The sequence below is a fragment of the Paenibacillus sp. SER-28 genome, from assembly GCF_052906305.1.
The window spans coordinates 847,023-872,612 of sequence record NZ_JBRECM010000002.1 but is presented as its reverse complement, the minus strand read 5'-3'; the positions used below and the strand labels follow the sequence as shown (position 1 = coordinate 872,612).

The 25,590-nt window shown below is 44.5% G+C and carries 21 protein-coding genes and 2 pseudogenes; 6 read left to right on the top strand and 17 right to left on the bottom strand.

What is annotated here, in order from left to right:
- Positions 1 to 22: 22 nt before the first annotated feature.
- The gene (locus tag ACUYLD_RS09545; protein WP_165176824.1) at positions 23 to 394 is read right to left on the bottom strand and encodes a hypothetical protein; all 372 of its coding nucleotides are present in this window, start codon (positions 392 to 394) and stop codon (positions 23 to 25) included.
- Positions 395 to 1,006: 612 nt separating this feature from the next.
- Positions 1,007 to 1,660 carry a GntR family transcriptional regulator gene (locus ACUYLD_RS09540; RefSeq protein ID WP_446674873.1) on the bottom strand — a complete coding sequence of 218 codons (654 nt, stop codon included), beginning with the start codon at positions 1,658 to 1,660 and terminating at the stop codon, positions 1,007 to 1,009.
- A 162-nt stretch (positions 1,661 to 1,822) separates the two neighbouring features.
- On the opposite strand from ACUYLD_RS09540, the gene uxuA reads away from it, so the two are divergent.
- Together uxuA and ACUYLD_RS09530 are read left to right on the top strand one after the other, a co-directional pair.
- Positions 1,823 to 2,899, top strand: coding sequence for a mannonate dehydratase (gene uxuA / locus ACUYLD_RS09535; RefSeq protein WP_061828338.1), 1,077 nt, complete (start codon positions 1,823 to 1,825; stop codon positions 2,897 to 2,899).
- On the top strand, positions 2,900 to 4,507 hold the full coding sequence (locus ACUYLD_RS09530; RefSeq protein WP_250268426.1) for a mannitol dehydrogenase family protein: 1,608 nt from the start codon (positions 2,900 to 2,902) through the stop codon (positions 4,505 to 4,507). It abuts the gene before it with no gap.
- Between the two features lie 193 nt (positions 4,508 to 4,700).
- On the opposite strand, the gene ACUYLD_RS09525 is transcribed toward ACUYLD_RS09530, so the two are convergent.
- The 11 genes from ACUYLD_RS09525 to ACUYLD_RS09475 all read right to left on the bottom strand — a co-directional run bounded on the left by ACUYLD_RS09525 (position 4,701) and on the right by ACUYLD_RS09475 (position 16,235).
- Positions 4,701 to 5,699 carry an NADP-dependent oxidoreductase gene (locus ACUYLD_RS09525; protein ID WP_446674872.1) on the bottom strand — a complete coding sequence of 333 codons (999 nt, stop codon included), beginning with the start codon at positions 5,697 to 5,699 and terminating at the stop codon, positions 4,701 to 4,703.
- A gap of 179 nt (positions 5,700 to 5,878) precedes the next feature.
- A complete protein-coding gene (locus ACUYLD_RS09520; protein ID WP_446674871.1) occupies positions 5,879 to 6,964 on the bottom strand; it encodes an alkene reductase in 1,086 nt (361 codons plus the stop codon).
- A gap of 47 nt (positions 6,965 to 7,011) precedes the next feature.
- On the bottom strand, positions 7,012 to 7,764 hold the full coding sequence (locus tag ACUYLD_RS09515; RefSeq protein ID WP_250261280.1) for an SDR family NAD(P)-dependent oxidoreductase: 753 nt from the start codon (positions 7,762 to 7,764) through the stop codon (positions 7,012 to 7,014).
- 307 nt (positions 7,765 to 8,071) lie between these two features.
- Positions 8,072 to 8,644, bottom strand: a complete 573-nt coding sequence (locus ACUYLD_RS09510; protein ID WP_061828333.1) for a TetR/AcrR family transcriptional regulator — start codon at positions 8,642 to 8,644, stop codon at positions 8,072 to 8,074.
- Between the two features lie 100 nt (positions 8,645 to 8,744).
- Positions 8,745 to 9,782 carry an aldo/keto reductase gene (locus tag ACUYLD_RS09505; protein ID WP_446674870.1) on the bottom strand — a complete coding sequence of 346 codons (1,038 nt, stop codon included), beginning with the start codon at positions 9,780 to 9,782 and terminating at the stop codon, positions 8,745 to 8,747.
- A gap of 297 nt (positions 9,783 to 10,079) precedes the next feature.
- Complete coding sequence (locus ACUYLD_RS09500) at positions 10,080 to 11,186, bottom strand: Gfo/Idh/MocA family protein (RefSeq protein WP_446674869.1); 1,107 nt, start codon at positions 11,184 to 11,186, stop codon at positions 10,080 to 10,082.
- Positions 11,187 to 11,235: 49 nt separating this feature from the next.
- Positions 11,236 to 11,964 carry a ThuA domain-containing protein gene (locus ACUYLD_RS09495; RefSeq protein ID WP_134904013.1) on the bottom strand — a complete coding sequence of 243 codons (729 nt, stop codon included), beginning with the start codon at positions 11,962 to 11,964 and terminating at the stop codon, positions 11,236 to 11,238.
- A gap of 36 nt (positions 11,965 to 12,000) precedes the next feature.
- On the bottom strand, positions 12,001 to 13,173 hold the full coding sequence (locus ACUYLD_RS09490; protein ID WP_446674868.1) for a Gfo/Idh/MocA family protein: 1,173 nt from the start codon (positions 13,171 to 13,173) through the stop codon (positions 12,001 to 12,003).
- A gap of 52 nt (positions 13,174 to 13,225) precedes the next feature.
- Positions 13,226 to 14,281: a LacI family DNA-binding transcriptional regulator gene (locus ACUYLD_RS09485; protein WP_250268437.1), complete on the bottom strand. Its 1,056-nt coding sequence runs from the start codon at positions 14,279 to 14,281 to the stop codon at positions 13,226 to 13,228.
- A gap of 119 nt (positions 14,282 to 14,400) precedes the next feature.
- Positions 14,401 to 15,258, bottom strand: a complete 858-nt coding sequence (locus ACUYLD_RS09480; RefSeq protein WP_254349579.1) for a GRP family sugar transporter — start codon at positions 15,256 to 15,258, stop codon at positions 14,401 to 14,403.
- A gap of 137 nt (positions 15,259 to 15,395) precedes the next feature.
- Entirely contained in the window at positions 15,396 to 16,235 is an 840-nt protein-coding gene (locus ACUYLD_RS09475; protein ID WP_446674867.1) for an AraC family transcriptional regulator, read from the bottom strand.
- Between the two features lie 242 nt (positions 16,236 to 16,477).
- Here ACUYLD_RS09475 and ACUYLD_RS09470 point away from each other — a divergent pair, with 242 nt between their 5' ends.
- Positions 16,478 to 18,712 carry an alpha-galactosidase gene (locus ACUYLD_RS09470; protein ID WP_446674866.1) on the top strand — a complete coding sequence of 745 codons (2,235 nt, stop codon included), beginning with the start codon at positions 16,478 to 16,480 and terminating at the stop codon, positions 18,710 to 18,712.
- A 25-nt stretch (positions 18,713 to 18,737) separates the two neighbouring features.
- Here the strand turns inward: ACUYLD_RS09470 and ACUYLD_RS09465 are convergent.
- A pseudogene (locus ACUYLD_RS09465) lies at positions 18,738 to 19,554 on the bottom strand (aldo/keto reductase); the annotation flags it as partial.
- A 199-nt stretch (positions 19,555 to 19,753) separates the two neighbouring features.
- On the opposite strand from ACUYLD_RS09465, the pseudogene ACUYLD_RS09460 reads away from it, so the two are divergent.
- Positions 19,754 to 20,248: pseudogene (locus ACUYLD_RS09460) on the top strand (helix-turn-helix domain-containing protein); the annotation flags it as partial.
- A gap of 183 nt (positions 20,249 to 20,431) precedes the next feature.
- Here the strand turns inward: ACUYLD_RS09460 and ACUYLD_RS09455 are convergent.
- On the bottom strand, positions 20,432 to 21,457 hold the full coding sequence (locus tag ACUYLD_RS09455; RefSeq protein ID WP_250261272.1) for a Gfo/Idh/MocA family protein: 1,026 nt from the start codon (positions 21,455 to 21,457) through the stop codon (positions 20,432 to 20,434).
- Between the two features lies 1 nt (position 21,458).
- Positions 21,459 to 22,478 carry a Gfo/Idh/MocA family oxidoreductase gene (locus tag ACUYLD_RS09450; protein WP_250261271.1) on the bottom strand — a complete coding sequence of 340 codons (1,020 nt, stop codon included), beginning with the start codon at positions 22,476 to 22,478 and terminating at the stop codon, positions 21,459 to 21,461.
- 182 nt (positions 22,479 to 22,660) lie between these two features.
- Here ACUYLD_RS09450 and ACUYLD_RS09445 point away from each other — a divergent pair, with 182 nt between their 5' ends.
- Positions 22,661 to 23,527 carry a MurR/RpiR family transcriptional regulator gene (locus tag ACUYLD_RS09445; protein WP_250261270.1) on the top strand — a complete coding sequence of 289 codons (867 nt, stop codon included), beginning with the start codon at positions 22,661 to 22,663 and terminating at the stop codon, positions 23,525 to 23,527.
- 77 nt (positions 23,528 to 23,604) lie between these two features.
- Here the strand turns inward: ACUYLD_RS09445 and ACUYLD_RS09440 are convergent, their stop codons facing one another.
- Complete coding sequence (locus tag ACUYLD_RS09440; RefSeq protein WP_446674865.1) at positions 23,605 to 24,732, bottom strand: NAD(P)/FAD-dependent oxidoreductase; 1,128 nt, start codon at positions 24,730 to 24,732, stop codon at positions 23,605 to 23,607.
- A 149-nt stretch (positions 24,733 to 24,881) separates the two neighbouring features.
- Between ACUYLD_RS09440 and ACUYLD_RS09435 the strand changes: the two genes are divergently transcribed.
- The gene (locus ACUYLD_RS09435) at positions 24,882 to 25,589 is read left to right on the top strand and encodes a lantibiotic protection ABC transporter ATP-binding protein (protein ID WP_069289620.1); all 708 of its coding nucleotides are present in this window, start codon (positions 24,882 to 24,884) and stop codon (positions 25,587 to 25,589) included.
- Position 25,590: the final 1 nt, after the last annotated feature.

Genomic DNA, 25,590 nt, shown 5'->3' with positions numbered 1-25,590 from the left:
GTTAATAATTAGCCCGAGTCAACTAGCTTTGCAAAAGCCGGTACAGCAGCGCCTCTCCCTTATTCTCGAACGTTCGCTGGTTCTCCAGAAATTCAGGTACCTTCGACAGCCGAGAGGGTCTGTACCCGGGGCCGCCGCAGCCGCAGGAGTGGTAAGCGTATCCTTGTTGATATAGTAGCTCTACCTTTTTCCACTGCTTGATATCCGTTTGCTTGGGGGCCTGAAAATCATGACCCATGTCATGCATGGATGCCTGGCATTGCGGACAGACATGGACAATCCGTTCATATTCATCCTTCGGCATTTCAAACCTTGATGTCTGCTTATATACCTTCCTGCAGGTAAAGCATGCAAATATATCTTTATATGGGCCGTACATTGCATATCTGCACATATCGTTCCCCCCTTATAATCTAGAATCGGTCGGCATTTTTCACTTACATCATGGAAATATTTCAGTATTTTTTAAATTGTAAATAATTTTTCTTTTGATGCAGCAGTTGAGGAAGTTCCCCGGTGAGCGGTTGCGTAAAACAATATACCCGACTACTCTTTCATTCTATACGAATCAAGCCTTAAGAACTTTTACTCCCCAAACTATTTATAATGCTCCCTCGCTCAAATAAATTAAATTGAATTTGGGTAAACAGCCGGAACATTATACATCTCCATGTACAATTGATTTTTTATGAATTTAAATTGCGAGTCTGTCAAAAGATCGGGATAGCTCATGATACATAGAGTGTATTCAAGGAGGATTTCACCTATCATGTATACAAGGACGAAAACTCCTATGATGATTCCTCCAGTTTGACCCCGCCTGAGGGTATATAACAATACTCACGAGCAAAAACGGAATGACACAGCCAGCACGTTTCCGCCCATAAATTTTGCTGCAGTCTCGCATTTCTTACCCTCTCTTTCACCGACATATCCAACTTGTGGAACAGCCCCATGAATTCCTCACTTCTTTAATATTCATAGATGTTAATTTGAGCTAGCTGCCTTATTTCTTGATATAATCAGCGAACTTCCGAAGAAAATCGAGCGAATGGATATCCTCTCTGAGATGATGATGAACCAGATCATCCATTTTAGTTGTTTCCTTATTCAGCATGGATTCAAGCATAGCTTGGTGCTCATGCCAGATGCCTATCAGCTTCCCTGTTTCCAGCATATGCAGCTTGCGATATCTGATATAGTGAACATTCGACTGCTGAATGAGCTGCCAAAGAAACCCTCGCCCCACCAATTGGAAAATGGTTTGGTGGAACTGATCATCCAAACTGAGAAATTGATCCGTAGCATGATCTTCTTCAATCACAGCTCTCTGTCTGTCCAGAATATCGCTCAGCTTCTGTACATCACTTAATGCAATTTGCGAAGAAAGCTCCTTCATAATCTCCTTTTCCAATGCGCTTCTTAAGTAAATAATTTGTTCAACGGACTCCAGATCAATATAGGACACAATGTTCCCCTTCTTGGGATAAATATCAATGTAGGACTCAAGCGCAAGCCACTTCAATACATCGCGTAGCGGAGTTCTGGACAGCTGGAAGCGTTCTGACAAAGTCGTCTCGCTGAGAAGAGTACCCGGCTTTAAGGTCAGTGACAAAATATCTTTTTTCAACAGTTGCATGATTTCTTCTTTTGTAAACATATCATTCCTACCTTCACTTTATAAATCTAGTAGACTTATTATAAAGCATTTTGAGGTGACGGACTCCTCTGAGATTATCATTGACAAGAACAAACCCTATAATTTATGATCAACTCAATCTTGTATACAAGACAGATGGAATATAATCAGGGAGGTATCGTTATGAATATGACCTGGAGATGGTATGGGGAAGGCAACGACAATATTACACTGGATCATATCCGGCAAATTCCGGGAGTTATGGGCATTGTCTGGTCTTTACATGATAAGGTAGCCGGTGAAGTATGGGAAATGGAGCGAATTCAGGAGGTAGCTGATCAGATTACGAGCAAGGGCTTTAGTACGGCGGTCGTAGAAAGTGTAAATGTCCACGATGATATCAAAATCGGCCTACCATCCCGCGATCAATATATTGACATTTATATCGACACCATTCGAAAATTAGCCAAAGTGGGAGTTAAGGTGATTTGCTATAACTTTATGCCTGTCTTTGACTGGACCAGAACAGAGCTGTACAAGGAACTGCCTGACGGGTCCAACGCCCTCTTTTATGAAAAGGCTGCCATTACCGATGATCCCCGCCAAATGGTGAATCGGGTTCTCAAGGGAGCTGGGAAGTTCACCATGCCTGGCTGGGAACCGGAACGGTTGGCGAGACTGGATGAACTTTTTGCTGCTTATGCGGATGTCACAGAAGACAAGTTGTTTGACAACCTGAAGTATTTTCTTGAGCGCATCATCCCGGTCTGCAAGGAGGTTGACATCAAGATGGCCATTCATCCTGATGATCCGGCATGGCCCATCTTCGGATTGCCGAGAATTGTCCGTAGTCGTGAGACCATCCAGCGCATCCTAGATGCAGTGAACAGCCCATATAATGGTCTGACCTTCTGCACAGGCTCACTGGGGAGCAATCCTGAGAATGATTTGCCAACCATGATTCGAGAGTTTCATGATCGTATTCATTTTGCGCATATTCGTAATGTCAAGGTGTTTGAGAATGGCGACTTTATTGAAGTGTCACACCGCGGGAAGGACGGAAGCGTCGATGTACCGGAAGTAGTTAGAGCTTATCACGAGAACGGCTATCAGGGATATGTACGCCCGGATCACGGCAGACATCTATGGGGGGAAGAAAAGAATTGTCGACCTGGCTACGGTTTGTATGACCGTGCACTGGGGGTTATGTATTTGCTTGGTGTCTGGGATAGTCTCTCTCAAGGCAAAGGAGTGAAATAAATGCTCCAACTTGACCGGAAAGGCCTTTCAGACAAAGCGGCCTGGCGAGCAGCAGGCATTGAACTGCCGAAATATGATCTGGAGCTTGTAGCCAATAACACCCGAGTTAGACCGCAATGGGTGCATTTCGGCGCAGGCAATATTTTTCGTGGGTTGATAGCCAATGCGCAGCAACAACTGCTGAATAACTTGAAAGCGGATACAGGTATTATTGCGGCCGAAGCCTTTGATTTTGAAATGATCGACAAAGCTTATAAGCCTTACGACAATCTAACCTTACTGGTGTTGATGAGTGCAGACGGAAGATTTCACAAGAGCGTGGTCGCAAGCATTGTTGAGGGACTCGCAGCAGAGCAAAATCGTCCAGACGACTACCTCCGTCTGATTGAAATATTTGAGAATCCGTCCCTGCAGATGGCCAGCTTTACTGTCACGGAAAAAGGATACGCCCTGACCGGGCCCGACGGCAAGTATCTGGCTGTTGTGCAGAGGGATTTGACGAATGGTCCTGAACAGCCGATGCATGTGATGAGCCTGGCTACTTCGCTTGCCTATCGGCGTTATCTGAGAGGGTTGCATCCAATGACCTTTGTGAGCATGGATAATTGCTCCCATAACGGCGATCTGTTAAAGGATAGTATGATTGCCATCGCCAAGGAGTGGGCTCGCAGAGGCCTGGTAGAGGAAGGATTTTCAGACTATCTGCAAAACGAGGAGAAAATAACCTTCCCCCTAACCATGATTGACAAAATCACCCCCCGCCCTTCCTTGCAAGTACAGTCTGCTCTTCGGAAGCTGGGGTTAGCTGACATGGAGATGATCGTTACCTCCAGGCATACGTATACGGCTCCCTTTGTCAATGCTGAGGTTAGCGAGTATTTGGTCATTGAAGACAAGTTTACGAACGGGAGACCTGCACTGGAGGAAGCTGGCATCATCTTCACGAATCGGGATACGGTGGACAAAGTGGAGAAGATGAAAGTCACTACTTGTCTCAATCCGCTGCATACAGCGCTGGCCCTCGCTGGGTGTCTGCTTGGGTACGAGCTCATCGCAGATGAAATGAAGGATCAGACATTACGTCGTCTGGTGGAAACCATCGGCTACAAGGAAGGCTTACCTGTTGTAATTGATCCCGGAATTATCCAACCGAAACCATTTATTGACGAGGTATTGCAGGAACGCTTCGCAAATCCCTATATTCCGGATACGCCACAGCGGATTGCAACAGATACGTCTCAAAAGATGAGCATCCGTTTTGGGGAAACCATAAAGTCTTATGCTAGCACAACAGGGCTTGATCCTACGAACTTGACTGCTATCCCCTTGACCATTGCGATCTGGTGTCGCTATTTGCTGGGAGTGGATGATCAAGGAGAACCCTTCACACTCAGTCCGGACCCGTTACTGGATACGTTGCAGGGATATTTGCAGAATACGAAGCTGGGCGATCAGACCTCCGAGGTTCGCTGCCTCCTCGAGGATGACAAACTGTTCGGTGTCCGATTATATGAAATTGGTCTGGGCGACAAGATTGAAGCCATGTTTCATGAAATGCTGGCAGGTCCCGGAGCAGTCCGAAGCACGATAGAGAAGTATGTGAACTAGAACTTACATTAATGCAATCCCCCCTGCCAGAAACTTTAGTCAGGGGGATTGCATTAATGAGAACCAATTCTCTAAATAATCAAATCCCGGGTTGCTTCACCCGCGAATACCGTTTTTTAACTCGCTAGAATGCACGTTTTATAAACAAATAGTAGAATGAACATTCTACTATCATGAAAAAATGTAATATTACTTAGAAGGTCACAATCACTTTGCCTTGGGAGTGGCCCGTTGACACTTTAATCAACGCTTTGTTAATGTCATCAAACGTATAAGTTGAATCTATAGAGGGCTTGATATTTTCTTTTTCAACAAGTTTAGTGATTTCTTGTAATTGACTTCCATTGGCTTGCACAAATAAAAAGCGATATTCATTTTGATTCTTACGTGCTAAAGAATCTAAGCGAGCACCCACTAGACCAAACAATGCTTTTTTCCACATTGGAAAATGATTGTCAACCGCAAAGCGATAATTAGGTCCGGCTTTCAATGATACCAATTTCCCTTGTGGTTTTAAAATACCCAGTTCAGCTTTGATCTCTTTGGTACCCAAGGTGTCGATCACATAATCGATATCGGACAGTATGTTAGCATAATTCTCTGCCTTATAATTTATGAATTGATCAGCCCCGATCGACAGTATACGTGATCTGCCTCTTTCACTTCCACTTGTAATAACAAATAATCCCAGTGATTTGGCAATAGGGATTGCCATAGCGCCAAATCCTCCGGTTCCTCCAGGAATGAATAGCTTTTTATTCGGCTGGACATGGAGTACATCGTGCAATGCTTGATAAGCAGTCAAGGCAGTAAGGGGTACAGCAGCAGCTTCAATAAAAGATAGATTTTCAGGCATGATGGATAAAGCATCTTCATTTACGGCCGCATACTCAGCAAAAGCACCGATTTTATTAAGCGGCAACCTCGTATAAACAGGGTCACCAACCTTAAAATTCAAAACATCATCACCAACAGCCTCAATAACCCCAGATAGTTCATTCCCTAAAGTTAATGGCAACTTATAGTCGGCAATCATCCGAACACTGCCATTCAGATTAAGAATGTCCAGTGGATTTACACCTGCAGCTTTTACTTTGACAAGTACCTCATGGCTATTGATCTGTGGTATGTTTACATCATTTAATTCCACATGGATTATTTTTGAATATTTCTGTACTTGTGCTGCTCTCATATTCATCCTCTTCCTTTGCTAATTTGGAGATAGCATAACCATGAACGCAATCGAGTTTTTAGGTTGACCCGCTCGCTATACCATTATTTACTAAATGCGTTTTTTTGAAAACATCGAACATCTTGACTAAAAACGTGGCGTACAATTTTCAGTTGTACGCCCATGTTTCGGCCTTTATGTTATTGTAGACCCTCTTGCGATTCTAATTCTTCCATCGTAGGATAATCCGTGTAACCTTTACTCCCCAAACCAAAGAATGTTGACGGATCTGCTTCATTTAGTTGCGCACCTTTTTGAAGTCGTTCCACTAAATCTGGATTGGCTAATGACCATACACCAACAGGCACCAAATCAGCAAGACCACTTTCTATATCCAAGCTAAGATCTTCCAGAGCCCGTCCAGCACGATTGACTAACAATGGATTCGTCCATATTGAGCGAATGTCTTGGAGCAGCTTTTCATTTCCAAGATGCATAACATGAAGGTAAGCTAAATCCAATTGAGCTAATTCCGTTACAAGGTAGCGATAAAGTTCAGGGCCTTGTTCACCATCCTGAATCCCACCAAGAGGTGTCCCTGGCGAAATACGGAAGCCTGTTCTATCAGCTCCAATTTCTTCGACGATGGCTTTCGTTACTTCAATCGCGAAGCGAGCACGATTTTCTATAGATCCCCCATATTCGTCTGTCCGTATATTCGAGTTTTCTCGGATAAATTGATTAATCAGATAACCATTGGCTCCATGAATTTCAACGCCATCCGCGCCTGCTTTGATAGCCGCTGCTGCTGCTTTGCGGAAATCCGCAATGGTAGTTTGTATGTCCTTTTTACTTAACTCACGAGGAACGGGGATGTCCTGCATACCTTTAGCAGTAAACATTTCTACACCGGGCGCGATTGCAGATGGCGCAACAGGTTGGCGATGATGTGGTGTATTATCAGGGTGCGACATGCGACCAGCATGCATTAACTGGATATACATATATCCACCTGCTTCGTGCACTGCATCGGTCACCTTTTTCCATCCCTCAATATGTTTATCCGTATAAATCCCAGGTGTCCATAAGTACCCTTGGCCATCATCAGAAGGTTGTGTACCCTCTGTAATAATGAGTCCCATTGATGCACGCTGAGCATAATAAAGGGAAGTTAGCTCTCCCGGTGTACCATCTTCTTGCGATCTACTACGTGTCATTGGTGCCATGGCTAAACGATGAGGTAATTCCATTGTTCCAATGTTTGTTTTACTCCACAACTTTTTCACTCGGATACTCTCCTCTTTTAATGTATTCAAGGATATATGAATTGAATTTAAAATTCTGAAATGATTGGATAGATTTGGCCTCTCAGGTTGAAATCATAGTTCTGGTCTACAATACCTACCACTTCGTTGTTATCATAAAGATCCACCATGAAGCCCGCCATTTGTTTGGCAGTGTGGTACTTAGGCATGTTTGCTTTGTAATCAAATTCTTCAGTATCTAATGATTTCTTCACGAATTCCGTTTCCGTTATAGATGGTGCTAAAACCTTTGCTTTTAGTTTTGCACCTTTCATTTCTAGTTCTTTTGCAAGGCCTTCTGTGAAGGCACTAACGTAATATTTAGATGCAGAATAAGCAACACTCCCAACAGCAATGGCATATCCGAGTGCGGATGAGACGTTAATTAACTGAGTTCCTTCTACATCAGCATAATCTCGTACATATAGTGTAGAAAGGATCGTCAAGGTTTCAATGTTAACACGTAGCATAGTTTCAACTTTATCTAAATTCTGTTCTGCTACAAAAGAAGCTTCACCGAGCCCCGCATTGTTAATCCAGGTCTCAATTTGGTATTCCTTTAAATTGTTATATAGTGTGTAGGCCTGGTCTGTAACAGACAGGTCACTTGTACGAACAATAACATTTATAGTAGGATCCATATCCAGAATTGCTGATTTTAGTTCTTCTAATTTATCCAATCTTCTAGCTACCAAGATTAAGTTTTTGCCACGTGCAGCAAACGCCAATGCCGTTTCATATCCAATCCCTGAACTTGCTCCTGTAATAACTGTATACTTCATAATATTCTCTCCTTCATAACATGCAGATTAGTGTAATGAGTTTTAAAGATGATTTTAGAACGATCATTCTTATTAGGGTGAAAAAAGTTAGATTTAACTTGCTATTAGCATATCAATTTTAGAACGAACAGTAAATAATTTTTTTATGACCAAAATTTTAATTTTGGAGCGGTATTCCTTGACTTGTATGAGGCATAAGATACAAGTTCTTTCTTTCATTAAAGGGACAAGAAAAAACTTGTATCACGGAAACAAACAGTCCTCCATTTAGGTGACTCCTTTTGCCTGTCATGCTGTAATTCCACTTTTAATCTAAAGCGGTCAGTGTCACATCAATAATATTCTTTAATTTTTGCTGATCCGTTGTTGTCTTAACCAACGTACGTAGCCCTAACCACGCATTCATTAAATAATGAGAAATAACTACAGGATCCAAGTCAGCCTTGAACTCACCCGATTGTTGACCCTTCAGAACAAGGTTAGTCAAGAGTTCCTCAGTTCGCGAATAACTCTCATCAACTAAGGATGCAACTTCAGGATCCAACACGCCGAGTTCCACGCCTGAATTCACGAGAAAACACCCTAGAGGTTCTCCTTCATTTCTTACTGTCGCCTCAAACAACTCCCGAATTAATTCTTTGATCGGTTTTTGTTTTTCAATCAGAAACCTCATTTTGCTGGTCTGCTTCGTTTCATATCGTTCGAGAGCCTTCATAAATAAGGCATGCTTATCCCCAAAGGTATCATAGATACTTCTTCGGTGAATGCCCATAAACTCAACCAAATCTTGCATTGAAGTTTTCTCATATCCTTGTGCCCAAAACAGGTGTATTGCTTTATCTAATACTTCATTAACTTCAAATTCTTTTGATCTTGCCATCGTCATCACCTCGAATAATCATTATACAATGTAGTGAAGGATCGGCAAACTAGATTTAAAAAAAGTGAATACATTACAGGTATGAGGTCTATCTATATATTTAACCCAGGATTCTTCGTTTGTCTGCTTGTAACCAATCAGGCGTCCATCCTTTTTCCAGGGCATCCAGGGTTACTCCTGGCGGAACGATAGCATCTATCGCATCCAGGATATCAGTGCATAATCGGATGTCGCTGCCTTTTAACGTTTCACGAAGTTGCTCAATTGTTCTTGCCCCCACTATAGCAGAAGTAACTGACGAATGAGCTTGTGTAAATGCCATGGCAAGATGTGGCAAAGTTAATCCTGCTTCATTTGCAAGGGTTTGGAGCTTAGCAACGGCTTCGAACTTGATGCGATTTTCTTCTCGATTCGGATCTACAACAGTTGAAAGCTTCCCTAGAGAACTTGCTGCTCTTGAATCTGGGGCAACAGCTTCTCCCGAGCGGTATTTTCCCGTTAGTAGACCACCCGAAAGTGGGCTCCAAACCATTACGCCCATTCCGTATTTAACGGTTGCAGCAAGCAAATCGAATTCGATGCTTCGATTCAATATGGAATACGGGGCTTGCTCGGATACAAAGCGTGCGGTATTTTTGCGTTCGCTAGTCCATTGTGCTTCGGTCACTTGCCATGCCTGAAAATTGGATGTACCAATATAGCGAATCTTCCCTTCACGAACCAGGTCCGTAAGTGCATCAAGACTCTCTTCAATGTCAGTATGGAGATCTGGCTGATGTAGTTGATACAAATCGATATAGTCCGTTTGCAACCTTCTCAAGCTTCCCTCTACTGCACGCTTAATCCAATATTTTGAGTTACCGGATTGATTAAGCCCACTGCCCATGGGCATTCCGCCTTTCGTGGCTAGAATAACTTCCTGTCTGCGTCCTTTTAGGATGTGACCCAGAATTTCTTCGGATTGACCACTTGAATAGACATCCGCTGTATCGATCAGATTAATGCCTCCAGCCAAAGCCTCATCTAACATGACTGCAGCTTCTTTCTCCGTATTGTTGCCCCAAAAACCAAAAGTACCTGTACCTAATGCAAAACTGCTTATTTTAAGGCCTGTATTTCCTAATACACGATATTCCATGTTCAATCCATCCCTTCTCCATCTGCTAATTAGAATGATCGTTCTAATATTCGTAGAAGAGTTCACGGCAAGATCTCACACCACTCCTCATAACTCTTGGCTTCTTATCCGTGTATTCCTCCTACGCCAACAATATAACATATTTAGAATGATCGGTAAAGAATGATTTTATGCCCGAAATTAAGATCCTTCCTGAAAATGAACTAAGAAGACTCCAAAGCCGCGGTCAAAACGGAGCTGAAGTCTTCTTTTCAGTAGTAATGAACATCCAAAGCGGGATGTAAAAATTACATTAGTTTACGCATCTAACGTATACAAGGGCAGGTTTTCCGGTAAAGCCGCCGGGCGCAGACATGTGCTCTGCATGGGATAGAAGGTCTGCTGATCGGAGGAATCGTGGAACGCCCACATCGCCTCCAGCACATGATAAGCCAATTCACCACTAGCGCGGTGAGGCCGTCCGCTGCGGATAGCGTAAGCCATATCGGCAACGCCGATGCCCCGTGTATTCTCCTGGTAGCCCGGCAGCAGCGGTACCTCTGTCCATTCTTGCTCGCCTAGCAGCCTGTAGCGAACTGGTCCTCCGAACGTGTTCGGGTCAGGCACCTGTAGCGTCCCCTGAGTGCCGTATACCTCGATCGGTGGCAGAGTGCTTCCACCAAAGATGTCAAAGCTGGTAATGAGCGTACCGACAGCCCCCTGCTTGAAACGCAGCAATCCGGCCACATGGGTCGGTATATCGACCGGGATGGTCTGGCCTCTCTTTTTCTCGCTCGTAATCGTTCGCTGATCCATCGCCTTGCTTGTCATGCCCGAAATGGCAGCAATCGGACCCAGCAATTGCACCAGAGCCGTCAAATAATAAGGGCCCATATCAAACATTGGACCGCCGCCGACTGCATAATAAAATTCAGGATCAGGATGCCAATGTTCATGTCCACGGATCATCATGAAAGCCGTAGCGGCTACCGGACTCCCAATGACTCCGTCTTCAATCAGCTTCAATGATGTCTGTATACCGGAACCGAAGAAGGTCTCTGGTGCGCAGCCGACAAGCAGTCCCTTTTGATGAGCAAGATCCAAGACAGCCTGCCCCTGCTCACGGGTGACGGCAAGTGGCTTCTCCACATAGACATGCTTGCCTGCCTCAAGAGCTCTGAGACATACGTCGGCGTGAACGCCCGGAATGGTCAAATTAATGATGAGTTCGATCTCCGGATCAGCCAAAATCTCATCTACCGAATATACATGCGGAACGTTGAACGCTACCGCCTGCTCCTCTGCCCGACCTTGGTCCAGATCCGCTACAGCGTACAGCTCCAGAATGTCGAAACGATGGCAATTTTCCATGTAAATTCCGCTAATTTTACCACACCCGATAATGCCTACTTTCATTTTGTTCATGCCTAGACTCCCTTCTTCTTCAGAAAAAATGGATAATGGCATTCTTTTATTACCGCTGTTGGTTGTCTGTCATGCCTGTATAAGCCTCTGCCAGAGAGCTGCCCCGGGTGGCCACCGCCTGTTTGCCTGCTGCTGCCCACAGAAACCCGCTGCGCATCATCTCGGTCACTTGAGGCATATCTATGATATCTGCGTGATGGCCCAGCGAATTGTAGAAGACGCGGCCGTTCCCCCAGCGCTTCGTCCATACAACGGGCATATCCACTGGCCCATTGGCTGAATGAGGGCCTGGTACGATCGGAAAGCGTGTGGTTGCCAGCACTTCAACAGCCGGGTCTACGTGGAGGTAATACTGCTCGCTTTTGACCTGAAAATCCTCAATATGGTCTAGAAGTGGGCTGGAGCCGCGCTTCATGTTCACCATGTACTCTACGCCGTCATTGCCGGGATGCGCAACCCATTGCCCGCCTGTCATAAACTGCCAGTCCACGTTGTTCCGGAAGGCATCACACATGCCGCCATGGCAGCCTGTGAGACCTACGCCGCTTTGAACCGCAGCTGAGACATTATTGACCAGTTCCTGCTCAATCTGTCCCATGGTCCACATTGGAACGATCAGGTCCAAGTCAAGCAGTTTCTCAGCATCCTGGTAGGCTTCCAGGGTATTAGACACTTCCACCTCGAACTGCTCTTCCTTCAAAATGCGTTCAAAAATGGCCGCCACCTGCTCCGGCTCATGTCCGTTCCATCCACCCCATACAATCAGTGCCTTGCGCATCTGTAATCCACTCACCTTTCGGAATGTATTGTTATACTACATTTCTTCAATGGATACCCAGCGGCGTTCCTCTATGGATCGTTCTACCGCTTCAAGCACAGCCTGACAAGCAACACCGTCGTGGAAATTCGGCGACGGTTGCCGTCCTTCAGAGATGGCACTCAACATCTCAAGCATCTCATGGGTGAAGGTATGTTCGAATCCAATCGTATGTCCTGCAGGCCACCAGGCTTCGGAGTACTTGTGTGCCGGATCGGTGGCGAGTACGCGGCGAAAGCCCTGAACGTCCTCCTCATCCTGTGTGAAATACACTTCCAGTTCGTTCATTCGTTCAAAGTCAAACCGTACACTGCCTATGCTACCGTTGATCTCGAATGAATTTGTGCTCCGATGTCCGGCAGCAAAACGTGTGGCTTCGAAGCTGCCCAACGCTCCTCCGGCGAAGCGTGCCAGGAACAACGTGGCATCATCGACTGTCACTTCTCCCATCGGAGCATTTGCTTCAGCGCTCCTTTTGGAGCTCAACCCGCTCATCTCCAAAGCCAACGGGCGCTGTTTGATGAATGTCTCGCTCATGCCGATCACTTCATGGAACTCGCCGACCAAGAAGCGAGCGAGATCAATCAGATGGGCGCCAAGATCACCATGAGAGCCAGAACCGGCCACTTCTTTTTGCAGCCGCCATACCAGGGGGAAGTACGGGTCCATGATCCAGTCTTGAAGGAAGAAGGCACGGAAATGATAAATTTTGCCTAGGCGTCCGCTCTCGACTAGCTGCTTAGCCAGCTGGACAGCCGGAGAAAAACGGTAGTTGAAGCCTACCATATGTCTGATCCCTGCTTCCTCTGCTACCTGCAGCATGTCACGTGAATCCGCCAGCGAGAGCGCAAGTGGCTTCTCACAGAATAGATGCTTGCCATGGAGGGCTGCCTCAACGACAATTTCCTTATGGGCATTACTCGGGGCGTTAATGTCAATGAGGTCAATATCGTTACGTTTCACTAGATCACGCCAATCCGTAACACTTTCGGTCCAGCCGTACTGGCGGGCAGCTGCCTGAACCCCCTGCTCGTTGCGTCCACAGATAACGGACATCTCTGGCTGCAGCGGGGCATCTGGGAAGAACATAGGTAGACTACGGTAAGCGTTGCTGTGAGCCTTGCCCATAAATTTGTAGCCAACCATTCCGATACGAAGACGATTAGACATGTCGTGATCCTCCTTATGGGTCTGAGTTTCAACGAATTTTTGACGAATGGTGTTATGGACGAATGGATGACGCCCTGATAATCAGCTCTGTGGACAGGAGTTCTCTTATCGAGTCGCGCCCGGTTAGTTCCAGGGCTGGAATAAGATTCAGAGAATCGGGTATAAGTTTCGAGGCTGCAAGCTCCCCCATCTCATAAAAAGGTACGCGGACACTGCTTAGCGGCGGAACAGCCATCTCAGCCGCATCCGAATCGTCATAGCCTACAAACGCCGGAAACCGGTCTGCTGCCAGTCCGCGCTCACGGAGACCCTGCATTACCCCTAGGGCCATCCGGTCGTTCGCCGCAAATACAGCATCAATATCATTCAATTTGTCTGCGATTGTAGCTGAGGCTTCGAGCCCGCTTCGACGGCTGTAATTGCCTTCCAGAAGTAGATCGTGGTCATATTCAATACCGGCCTCCTGAAGCGCGTTACGGTAACCCTTCAATCGCTCAGTACTGTTGGAATAGATGTCCGGGCCGTTGAGAAAGGCAATCCGTTTGTATCCCTGCTCGATGAGGTGACTTACAGCCGCCCGGCTGCCTTCTACATGGTCTGCATCCACTTCACAGAACGATTGCCCTTCAAAATGGTGATTCATGACGCAGAACGGACGTCCTTCTTCCTGAAGTCTCTTTAGAGCTTCCTCCTCATCGTGGTCATCCCTGGCTCCAAGGATGATACAGGTATCGATTCTTTGCTGGCGGAAAAGACTACTGTAATCAATCCGTTCCCCCGGCTTTCGGAACAATAGAAGCAGATCGAGCCCGCTGTCTCTGGCCTTGTTTCCGATACCGCTCAGCATCTCAGAGAAAAAATAGGCTGAGAACAGGTGCGCCTTCGGGACATAAGGCATAACTACACCAAGATGGCCACTCTTACTTCGGGCAAAGTTACGAGCCAGCGCACTGGGTACATATCCAAGCTGATTAGCTGCGTCCAGAACCCTTCTCCGCGTATCCTCTTTGATAGGACCTACTGCATTCAAGACCCGAGATACCGTCGCTTCAGACACGCCGGAAAGTTCTGCTACTTCCTTGCGCGAAACGATATTACCCACCTCCAAATCATTTTATGTACGCGCGTACATTTTCTCATGCAGCCATACCTCTGTCAATCCCCAAAAAGCGTACCCCATAGATGGATAAGCTCTTTTCGTTACTCAAAGGAAAGGGTCTCGATTCCTTAAGGCTTGAGCAAGCTAATCATTCCTACTCCAATCATAAGTACTGTAATTCCCGCAAGTATGCCTATCCATTCCTTTGGACTCTTCTTTTCCTTAAATATTAAAATGCTGCCAACACAAGCAATCGCAATGCTCGCTTGAGAGATTGGAAAACTAGCCGCCATGCCGATCAGCCCGTTGGAAATAAATAATGCTAGATTCGCGATGCTCCAAACCAATCCTGTAGGTAAATTGCGAACCACCAGAGAGAATCGTAGCCGCTTTTTGCCCTTCAGGTTCATGACCATGGCTGAGCATAGCATACCGAGCGATTGCGGCAGAATGACGGATAGTCCCGATATATGAAAGAACTGATTAATAACGACATAACTACTTAACGCTAACCCCGAGCAAACCAACATTATGATAATGGGTACCGGCAAAGGCTTGGACAACCCAGCAGACTTGCCCTGATAGCTGGTTAACAGAACCCCTGCCAATATACACAGAAGAGAACCAACGCCTATCCCATATTGGTACCCTGTTATCCATTCACCCAAAATAAGTGCGGCAAATAGCGTCGTCCCTATCAACTGCAGACCACAAATCACAGGAATGGCGATCGATACGCTTACTTTTTGAAAAGCTTGAAACTGAAGCAATTGTCCAGCAGCCCAGAAAATACCAGATATAAAACTTACCACAAAATGAATCGGTGCTAATGAGGTAGGGTGAATGATATACAAGCACAGGGCAAACAGCACAGCACCAATCACGGTACCTGTCAGCTGTTCTCGGGGACTGGCTTTTGTTATATGTGCCAATATCGGCATAACTCCCCAGCCAACGGCTGGAATAAAAGCAATAATGAAATCCACGCGCGGAATTCTCCTCTCGTAAAAAGTACTCTTCCTACAATTGTTAAATAAGCTATGCAGGAAAAAAACTACAGTTTTACGATAGCAAAAAAAACCGCTTCTAAATACAAATATTTTTATAGATTAATATAGCAAAATCAAAGAAATTGTTTTCTATACGCACTGGGAGATATACTCATTACATTTCTAAAAGCTCGCGAAAAGGTCAATTGATCGGTATAGCCGACCGAATTTGATATGACCTGAATCGAATAGTCTGTATGTTGCAGCAGTTCACACGCTTTTTTAATCCTAAGGTCTATCAGATATTGTTTAGGCGTTTCACCAGTCTCAAGTTTGAAAACGGAGGTCAGATAATTCTGATGTAGACCGAGGTACTCCGCTACTTCACTAATCTGGATGCCGCTGATGTAGTTTTTCTCAATAAAGTTTATCGCTTGAACCGAATAAGGAAGCTGCTCCTTTACCGACATCGTTTCTCCCAAGTCGTGCACAAGTTTGGCGAGAATATGGAATAAATACCCCTGTATAGCCAACGATGAAGAAAGTGTGTTATCTCCGATCCGCAACATCTCAAGAATCGTGGAATGAAAGAACGTAATATCTTCAATATCGATTACATAAGGGTTCTGGCTCGGAAGTGATATGTTTTGCAGGTAGATGTCGGATTTAATGCCCATAAAGCCGACCCAACAGTACTCCCAAGGCTCGGCTTCATCCGCCTGGTAATAAGCTACCCTATTGGCCGGAATTAAAAAAGCCTGTCCTTCTCCTATATCGTAATTTTTGTTGTCAATCACCAACCTACCTCGTCCTTTTAGCACAAAATGAACCAGATTAAAAGCGCGGGCGATGGGTCCAAAATCCTGATTGGATAAGCAGAGCTCTGTGCCACAGTTATATAAAATCAAATCTGATATATTTTTATGCTCTGAACTGGTATACGTATCAACATATTGAATCATATTCTCGCCCATTGGCATCCTCCCCACTTTCCCAAATAAAGAACCTATGCTTGTTAATTTATCAGTATAGCATAAGTTAAGGATGACAAATATCCAGAAAAAGTTTAGCTCTAAACTATAGTTTTTTGTAAGGTTCTTTGTTTTTCCTATATTCGACTTAAAAAAAGTCATGTATTTTCTATCACTCCCTTTGTTATGCTGATTCAATAATAGCGTTAACAAGTGGTTGACATATTTTGAAAGGGGCTATGTACATGGCTGGTCTACAAGTTAATCAAAAGGAACGGACATTTCACTTAACGAACAAATACTGCAGTTATCTTTTCCGTGTCATGGAGAACGGGCAATTGGAACATTTATATTACGGCAAAAAAATAGAGTACCTGGGTCAATATGACCGTTTTATCGAGCGAAGCTACCGTCCCGTGTCTGTCGGTGAGTTTGATAGTGACTTGGTGACATCGTTGGAAAGTATTAAGCAGGAATTTCCTTCTGCGGGAAGTGGAGACTTCCGAGAGCCAGCAATTGAGATCATACAGGAGGACGGATCTCATATAATGGAATTCACTTATGACCATTACGAGGTAATCACTGGGAAGCCTAAAATCCCCCATCTTCCAGCTACGTTTTGTAAGGAAGCACATGAAGCAGAGACACTCCTCATAACGCTGACCGATTCTCTTACTGGAGCGGTGGCCGTGCTTGCTTACACTATCTTCAGCGAACTGCCCGTGATCACGAGATCCGTATCCATAACGAATTCCGGGAATAATCCCGTGAGAGTCAGCCGTCTAATGAGCCTGAGTCTTGATCTCCCTGACTCCGAATATGAAATTATTCATTTATCAGGGGCTTGGGGCAGGGAACGTCATGTGGAGCGTACACCATTGAGACCTGGGCTACAGTCGATTGGGAGCACACGAGGAATTAGTAGTCATGTTCACAACCCATTTCTGGCGCTTGCCAAACCCGGATCACAGGAACACCAAGGAGAAGTATATGCGGTTAATCTCGTTTACAGCGGGAACTTTCTTGCCCAGGCGGAAGTGGACAGCTATTCAACTACCCGATTGATGATCGGCATTCATCCTGACAAATTCTGCTGGACCCTGAAGCCAGGAGAATGTTTTTATTCGCCTGAAGCAGTTCTGGTCTATTCTGAGAACGGTTTAAATGGCATGAGCCAAGCATACCATAGCCTGTACAATAAACACTTAATTCGCAGCAGTTGGACCGAGCGGGAACGACCTGTATTGATCAATAACTGGGAGGGGACCTATTTTGATTTTACTGAGCAGAAAATAGTTGAAATGGCAAAAAAAGCAGGTGAACTGGGGATTGAACTCTTTGTCTTGGATGACGGATGGTTCGGTCGAAGAAACAATGATACCTCTTCCCTAGGTGACTGGTTTGAAAATCCTGAAAAGCTACCGAACGGTATCTCGAATTTGGCAAAGAAGATCAATGCGCTCGGGATGAAATTTGGTCTTTGGTTCGAGCCGGAAATGGTTAACTCCGACTCTCATATTATGAGGGAGCATCCAGACTGGGTTGTGGGAACACCCGGCCGTCAACGCAAGCATGGACGCCATCAATATGTTCTTGATTATTCCCAACCGCCTGTTGTGGATTACCTGTTTAAGTTAATGGATGACGTGCTCTCTTCTGCTCGGATCGAATACGTAAAATGGGATATGAATCGCTGTATTTCAGAAGCCTATTCGTTATCTCTGGGCAAGGAAAGACAGGGCGAATTTTTTCACCGCTATGTCTTGGGTGTATATGCTTTATATGAGAAACTGACTACCGAACACCCTGAGATTTTGTTTGAGTCCTGTGCTTCCGGTGGAGGACGGTTTGATCCAGGGATGCTTTATTATGCTCCGCAAACATGGACAAGCGACGATAGTGAGGCTATAGAACGTCTGAAGATTCAGTATGGTACATCCATGGCCTATCCGCTTAGCAGCATGGGTGCTCATGTGTCAACCATCCCGAACCACCAGGTAGGCAGAACTGCACCGCTGCAAACCAGATCCAATGTCGCCTACTTTGGTATATTCGGTTATGAACTTGACCCATTGGCTTTGTCCGAAGAAGAGTGCAATGTAATTAAAAAACAAATACAAGTGTATAAACGTCACCGACGATTAATTACACAGGGAACCTTTTACCGTTTGCTAAGTCCCTTTGAAAAAAATGAGACTGCCTGGATGGTCATTGATGCAGAATGTGAGCATGCTCTCGTCGGTTGGTACCAGGTGCTCTCGCGTCCGAATCAAGCTTATTTACGACTAAAGCTAGTCGGGCTGGACGAAATGGCAGTATATTTTGTGGAAGAGCTGGGCCAACGTTTTACCGGCAGCGAGTTAATGAACATTGGACTTATACTCACCCCGCCTCATAAGGCGGGACAGGATTTTAATATTGCGGAGAAATACGATTTCTCATCTCAATTATTTACTTTAACAAAAGAGATTTCCTCATGATTGGATTATGACTTGAAGAATTAGATCAAAGACCCGTTCTTCTCTCCAATTCCTCCGTATATCCGGCGCCCATCAAAGTGATCTGCGAGGCTGCGCTGTTAATATTGCGCACATCTTTGGATGTGAGTTCAATGTCTACTGCGCCTAGATTTTCTTCCAGACGGTAATTTTCGTGTGCCCGGGATTGGAACGATCCACGGCTTCTGGGCTAGCAGCCAGGCGAGTGCGATTTGGGCTGGCGTTGCTTTTAACTGCTCAGCCATCTCATTAAGCAGGTCGACCAGCACCTGATTGCCCTCCAGTGCTTCTGGAGTAAAACGTGGAAGAACGCTACGCAAGTCGCCATGATTGAATGTCGTATTTGCATTAAAACTCCCCGTCAGGTACCCCTTGCCCAAAGGACTGAACGGAACGAAGCCAATACCGAGCTCCTCTAGGGAGGGAGGAGTTCCTCTTCGGGGCGTCTCCACCACAGGGAATATTCACTCTGAATTGCAGTGAGTGGCTGAACCGCGTGTGCCCAACGAATGGTCTTCACTCCTGCTTCAGACAATCCCCAGTGCTTCACCTTTCCTTCCTGGATCAGATCTTGCACGGCTCCCGCTACTTCTTCGATCGGCACATCTGGATCGACCCGGTGCTGATAGTACAGGTCGATGGCTTCAATCTTGAGCCGACTAAGCGATTCTTCGGGCAACTTTCTTGATATGCTCAGGGCGACTGTTCATCCCGTACTGCTTGCCATCCTGGATATTGAAGCCGAACTTCGTGGCAATCACGACTTGATCTCGAACGGGCAGAAGAGCTTCGCCCAAGAGTTCTTCATTCGTGTAAGGTCCGTATTTTTTCTTTATCTAGTAGGAGGGTTTGTAATGAATGATAAATGTTCATTATTTTTCTTTAGTTAATTGGCTTACGATCCTATCAAGAGAGCTATTATACATTTGTTTAAAACATTCATGCTCTTCAAACTCTATTAATGTGATAAGCCTTTGAACTAATAAGTTCCTAAACCAACGATTCAAATAATTCATCTCCTCCCCCTTGCTTGATTCTAGGCTTGCCCGTCTGCTGGACACCCCGGGAGAAATTCCGTTTCTCGCTCCTCTTTACACGAAGGAGATTTTATATAGGCTGTTGCAGGGACCTTATGGAGTCGAATTGGCTCAGATTGCAGTCGAAGGAAGCAGCACCTATCGAATCCGAGAAGCTATTGACTATATTGTCCGGAATTGGGACCAGTCTTTTCGGATCGAAGATCTTGCAGACACCGCCAGCATGAGTGTTTCTTCGTTCCATCGGCATTTTAAAGAGGTAACCGCCATGAGCCCAATTCAGTTCCAAAAACAGCTGAGACTCCAGGAAGCCCGCCGCCTCTTATTAGCTGAATCGGCGGACGCCGCAGACATCGCTTTCAGGGTCGGATACGAGAGTTCCTCCCAATTCAGCCGCGAATACTCCCGAATGTTTGGGGCTCCTCCAAGAGCGGATATTAAGCGATTGAAGGAAAAATACGACCAGGTCATGAATGACTGAGTATCTGTACCGATCGGTGAAGAAGAAAAAAAGACGGCCTTGGGCCGTACCTTTTTCGGTATGCTTCGTTTAACTTCGCAGCGAGTGTGCCCGCTCCTCCTTAGCAGAAATGGCTGATACAGAATGCTTGCCATTGATAAATACGCTTGATTTCTTCATTAATAGACATATAAGTTAAAACATTCAATTATCATTTAGAAATTTAGGGGTTGAACACAGTGAAAGTGGATCAGGGCCAAATACAAGATTGGCGGACTGCTTGGCATCCTCGATGACCTTCATGACCTTTTCACTATGTTCAAGCATATCAGAAACTTTTTCCAAATCGTTTTCTCGGATGATACGGTCAAATTCAACGAATTCGTCATACATTCGATGCGAATGATCTTTTAGGTCCACCCGAATTGGCGTTTCCTTATTCGCAGTGTAATCAAAGCAGTCGCATATATTAGCTGAACTTGCCATGTGTATATAGCCCTTATTACCTTGAATGTTCACGGCATTGGGAGCCGTACTATCTTTTGAACCGATGCAGACACACTTGAAATCACCGTAATCAAGCAGCAGCATACCTGAAGTATCAATTCCACGCTCCATGTTCGCCCAATACTCCACTTTCTTAGGTCTCCCGAAGAATCCAACAACAAAATGAATATTATATAAATTAATATCCATCAAGGCTCCACCAGACATTTCTGGATTAAACGCAGGCTGGATTATTCCCGCTTTGAAAGCTTCATACCGAGATGAGTATTGAGAATAGTTGCATTCAACGATTTTGATCTCACCCAGTTTAGGTAGATACTCCTTCATGGACAAATAATTTTTCAAATATTGATTTGTTATGGCTTCCACCAATATCAATTTTCTTTCCTGAGCAATTTCTTTTAGCTCTAGGAATTCTTGCAAATTGGAAGTAAACGGCTTCTCACAAATGACATGTTTGCCACTCAATAATGCTTCTTTGGCATATGCATAATGAAGATGATTAGGCAGCCCGATATAAACTGTATCCACTTCACGATTCATCAGCATCTCGCTGTAATCCGAATAAATCTGAGAGATTCCATATCTATGTTGCCAATCCAGTAATTTTTCCTCATGACTAGGTCTAGAACAAATTGCCTTTAATAAAATAGTCGGGATATCCTGAATAAAGCTCAATAGATCCCCTACGATCATCCCTGCTCCGACAATTCCCAACTTCATTTTAGTTGCACTCCTCTATAGCTTTTTCAAGTATTTCCATACAAATTATCGTCTCTTCGTCTTTAATCACTTTTTCTTTACCAAGTACGATCGACTGATAGATATCGTCATATACTCGAGCATAGTCTCCCTTTTCAGAAACGACTTTTTCTTCATGATACTCGCCTTTATCATCCAGATATGTTAAGATGCCGTAATGCTCGGGCTGGTCGATACCGAAATCGGAGTGTCCCTTAGGTAGATAGTATAATTTCAGATGCTCCTCCTGACGATCCTTCGTTTGCTTTATAAAAACGCCTTTTTTGCCGTATACAACAAAACCCGGCCGCTCTTTTAAGCGAAAAAAGCTGGATTTGATGGATACCTTGAGCGAGGGATAATAAAAATCCAGATCAAAGTAATCATTCATTCTCCCAGTACCCAGCAATTGACGAACATCATAATGGATTGTGTCCGGCTTCCCAAAATAAGAAAGAACCTGGTCAATGGTATGAACGCCATGTCCATATAGGTAACTGTTATATCTGGAAAAATGAGAAGTGGAGTTCGGGATCTCAGGGCGATAATAATCATTATGCATCTCCACCTCCAGCAAATCTCCAAGCTTTCCTGATTCAATAACCTTCTGGGTAGTGAGGAAATCCGAATCGTAACGTCTATTCTGATAGCATTGTATAACCAGATTTTTCTCTTTAGCATATTGGAAGATCGACACGGCTTCTTCTTTGGTTAACATAAAAGGTTTCTCAACAAGTACATTTTTCCCGTGGTCTAGCGCCATTTTCGCATAAGAGTAGTGGGATTCTACAGGTGTACAGATAACAATCAACTGAATCTCCTTATCGTTCATTAAAGATTCTATATTATCTGTATACAGCACGTCAGGGATTTTTTTCCACTCCCTTTTATCTGGATTACGGGCATATATCGTCTTCACTTTCAATTCAGCTCTGTTCAATGAAAAAGGAAGATGATAACGGTTCGTGCTTTTCCCATTTCCAATATAACCGATGGTAAGCATATTATTTCCCCCTTAGGCTCTTTTTCATTTATTATAAAAGAAGAACGTTGATCGTAAAGGATTCGCCACCAAAATGGTACATTCAACCGATTATTTTTAAAAATGGTTGTTTATTTTTAAACAAAATGTTTATTTCATATTATTTTTCGAACGTTTTATTCAATTGAGCCGGGGTGAACCTGTTGAAAATACTGATACAATTATCAGAAATGCAAAACTTTACACCAAACGAAAAAAGCATTGCATCTTATATTTTGCTTCATAAGGAAAGTATCCTGCACTTAAATATTCAGGAGCTTGCAAAGGCAACGTATACTTCGCATTCCGCAATTAATCGATTAACACATAAACTTGGGCTATCGGGCTTCAAGGAGTTTATAATCAAACTTGCTCGGGAGTTTCAGCAGAACACCCAGAACATTTCCAATGTAGACCCCAACTATCCCTTCGGTTATGATGAATCCCCACTTCAAGTGGCGAAAGAAATTGCAGAATTAATGAAAGAAACGATTGAAAAAAACTTTACATTCATGGATGATAATTCATTGTCGCAAACAGCCCTATTGCTGGATCAAGCGAAAAGGATCTTTATATATGCGTTGGGCGATTCACAAATCCGTGCGAAAAGTTTCCAAAATAAATTGGTAAAAATAAACAAGTATGTGGTTATAGCTACGGAGCTGTCTGAATGGGCTTACCATACGGCTAATCTTACGACACAGGACTGCGCTGTGTTTTTAACTTACCACGGAAAGTCGCCGATTTTTTTAAAAGCAGCACGGCATTTCGCACATGAAAATATCCCTTTTATCACAATTACAGCAACCAATCAAAGTGAATTGGCCAAACTCAGTAATATCTGTATCCGGGTGCCTAATGACGAAGTAAAACATGCCAAGATTGGTACATTTTCGTCGCAAATTGCTTTTGACTATGTACTAAATGTGATCTATTCCTGTATCTATAAAATCGACTACTTGAAAAACATGCAAACCCTAACACAATCGTTGGAGAATTCGCATCTCAATGACATGATGAATGACGTATAAAATGAATATGCACTAAAATAAAAAGTCGCCAATATGGCGACTTTTTCAGTATATATATTGTTCTCCTCAGTCAAGAATCAACTTTCATCTATTGCTTTTCGAATATCATAATCATTGATATCGATATCTACATTCATTCCAAGTGCTAACTTTGCCAACTGATTTCCAATAAAGGGGCCCATGGTCAACCCGGATGCTCCAAGCCCATTTGCCGCTATAAGACCATCCCAGCCTGGAACAGCTCCGATCACCGGTAGAAAACCGGGTGTAAAAGGACGGAAACCAACTCTTACCTCCTGAAAAGTGCTGTTTGCTAAATCAGGGGCCAATGCTAAACCTTTATCCAGAATTTCCTGCATCCCCCCTGCTGTTACTCTCGTATCGTAACCTTCGATTTCATTTTCGTGAGTCGCCCCTATTACGATCTTCTGTTTATCAAAAGCCAGCAGATATTGATCAGAAGGCGGTATGACTACAGGCCAAGTGCCTGTGTCTTGCCTATTAGGAACCTGCAAATGCATAATTTGTGCTTTTTGATAACTAACCTTAAAATGAATGCCCAAAGGCAACATTAGTTGATTTGCCCATGCACCTGCACAAACAATGACCTTGTCAGACGAGAAGCTTCGTGCACCGACCACTACTCCCGTTATATGATCGGACTCATATTGAAGCGTAGCATTTCCTTGTATAAGGACAGCTCCGTTTTTTTGTGCTGATCGGACCAACGCATCCCGCAGCGCACGACCATCTATTCGGGCGGCACCGCTAATATGAACAGAATTATAACCTTCTACTAACAAAGGAAACCGTTCATGGGTTTCTTTTTCATTTAGCCGGGTAATTTCACCGATTTCCGGTGCATCCGCTTGTCGTAAGTGTGCCCGCTTCTCCATTTTTTTGATTTTCTCCAAATCATCATGAATACTGAGAGCCCCCACTTGAGCATAGCCCGTTTCTGTTTCTCCCTCGCTTTTGAGTTCTTCAATCAACCCAGGGTAAAAACGCGCTCCCGCTTTGGCTAGCTGGTACCAAGCCTGATTGCGTCGCTGTGATAGCCAGGGACAGATAATGCCAGCAGCGGCATCAGTAGCCTGTCCTTTATCTTTACGATCTACAATAATGACATTAGCACCCATTTTTGCTAGATGGTATGCTGTCGATGCCCCCAGAATTCCTGATCCGATTACGATGACCTTCTTCATGATTACATCCCTTTCCTAAATCACTGTATCCATTATAGCGAATAGTGCATGAATGCATAAAGTTTGAAATTAATATTTTAAATCCTTATAAAGTTCTTAGAATTGATCTTTAAAGTAGTTGTCAGAACAAATGAAAAGGATGAACTGATATGGATAACATTATTTTACAGACTAAAAATCTCTGCAAAACCTTCGGACGACAACAGGCGGTGAACAACGTCACACTGTCTATTCAGGAGAATTCCGTCTATGGACTACTTGGCCCAAATGGGGCTGGAAAATCAACCACCTTGAAAATGTTAACCGGTATGCTACGCCCGACATCCGGTGAGATTTTATTTCAAGGAAAACCCTGGTCCCGAAAAGATCTTGCTCAGATCGGCGCACTGATCGAATCCCCTCCACTCTATGAGAATTTGACAGCTAGAGAGAACCTCAAAGTTCGTACAACGTTGCTGGGATTGCCTGATTCGCAGATTGATGAAGTGCTGAACATGGTTGATTTGACCCATACCGGGAAAAAGCGCTCGGGCCAGTTCTCGATGGGTATGAAACAGCGGCTGGGCATTGCCATTGCTCTCCTCAATCATCCCAAGCTATTGATCTTAGATGAGCCAACCAACGGACTAGACCCCATTGGTATTCAGGAGCAACGCGAGTTGATTCGCTCCTTCCCGAAGCAAGGAATTACCGTAATTCTTTCCAGCCATATTTTATCCGAAGTCGAACAAATCGTTGACCATGTCGGTATCATTGCCGGCGGCGTATTAGCTTATCAAGAGGCGGTCACTCCAGGGCAAAACCTGGAATCGTTGTTCATGCAGATTGCACAGGAATACCGAAAAGGGGATGAGTAGG

Excerpts from the sequence above, each read along its gene's own strand:
- ACUYLD_RS09545 (WP_165176824.1), bottom strand. The coding sequence starts at position 394 with ATGTGCAGATATGCAATGTACGGCCCATATAAAGATATATTTGCATGC.
- ACUYLD_RS09540 (WP_446674873.1), bottom strand. The coding sequence starts at position 1,660 with ATGTTTACAAAAGAAGAAATCATGCAACTGTTGAAAAAAGATATTTTG.
- uxuA (WP_061828338.1), top strand. The coding sequence starts at position 1,823 with ATGAATATGACCTGGAGATGGTATGGGGAAGGCAACGACAATATTACA.
- ACUYLD_RS09530 (WP_250268426.1), top strand. The coding sequence starts at position 2,900 with ATGCTCCAACTTGACCGGAAAGGCCTTTCAGACAAAGCGGCCTGGCGA.
- ACUYLD_RS09525 (WP_446674872.1), bottom strand. The coding sequence starts at position 5,699 with ATGAGAGCAGCACAAGTACAGAAATATTCAAAAATAATCCATGTGGAA.
- ACUYLD_RS09515 (WP_250261280.1), bottom strand. The coding sequence starts at position 7,764 with ATGAAGTATACAGTTATTACAGGAGCAAGTTCAGGGATTGGATATGAA.
- ACUYLD_RS09510 (WP_061828333.1), bottom strand. The coding sequence starts at position 8,644 with ATGGCAAGATCAAAAGAATTTGAAGTTAATGAAGTATTAGATAAAGCA.
- ACUYLD_RS09505 (WP_446674870.1), bottom strand. The coding sequence starts at position 9,782 with ATGGAATATCGTGTATTAGGAAATACAGGCCTTAAAATAAGCAGTTTT.
- ACUYLD_RS09500 (WP_446674869.1), bottom strand. The coding sequence starts at position 11,186 with ATGAACAAAATGAAAGTAGGCATTATCGGGTGTGGTAAAATTAGCGGA.
- ACUYLD_RS09495 (WP_134904013.1), bottom strand. The coding sequence starts at position 11,964 with ATGCGCAAGGCACTGATTGTATGGGGTGGATGGAACGGACATGAGCCG.
- ACUYLD_RS09490 (WP_446674868.1), bottom strand. The coding sequence starts at position 13,173 with ATGTCTAATCGTCTTCGTATCGGAATGGTTGGCTACAAATTTATGGGC.
- ACUYLD_RS09475 (WP_446674867.1), bottom strand. The coding sequence starts at position 16,235 with ATGGGCGAGAATATGATTCAATATGTTGATACGTATACCAGTTCAGAG.
- ACUYLD_RS09470 (WP_446674866.1), top strand. The coding sequence starts at position 16,478 with ATGGCTGGTCTACAAGTTAATCAAAAGGAACGGACATTTCACTTAACG.
- ACUYLD_RS09455 (WP_250261272.1), bottom strand. The coding sequence starts at position 21,457 with ATGAAGTTGGGAATTGTCGGAGCAGGGATGATCGTAGGGGATCTATTG.
- ACUYLD_RS09450 (WP_250261271.1), bottom strand. The coding sequence starts at position 22,478 with ATGCTTACCATCGGTTATATTGGAAATGGGAAAAGCACGAACCGTTAT.
- ACUYLD_RS09440 (WP_446674865.1), bottom strand. The coding sequence starts at position 24,732 with ATGAAGAAGGTCATCGTAATCGGATCAGGAATTCTGGGGGCATCGACA.
- ACUYLD_RS09435 (WP_069289620.1), top strand. The coding sequence starts at position 24,882 with ATGGATAACATTATTTTACAGACTAAAAATCTCTGCAAAACCTTCGGA.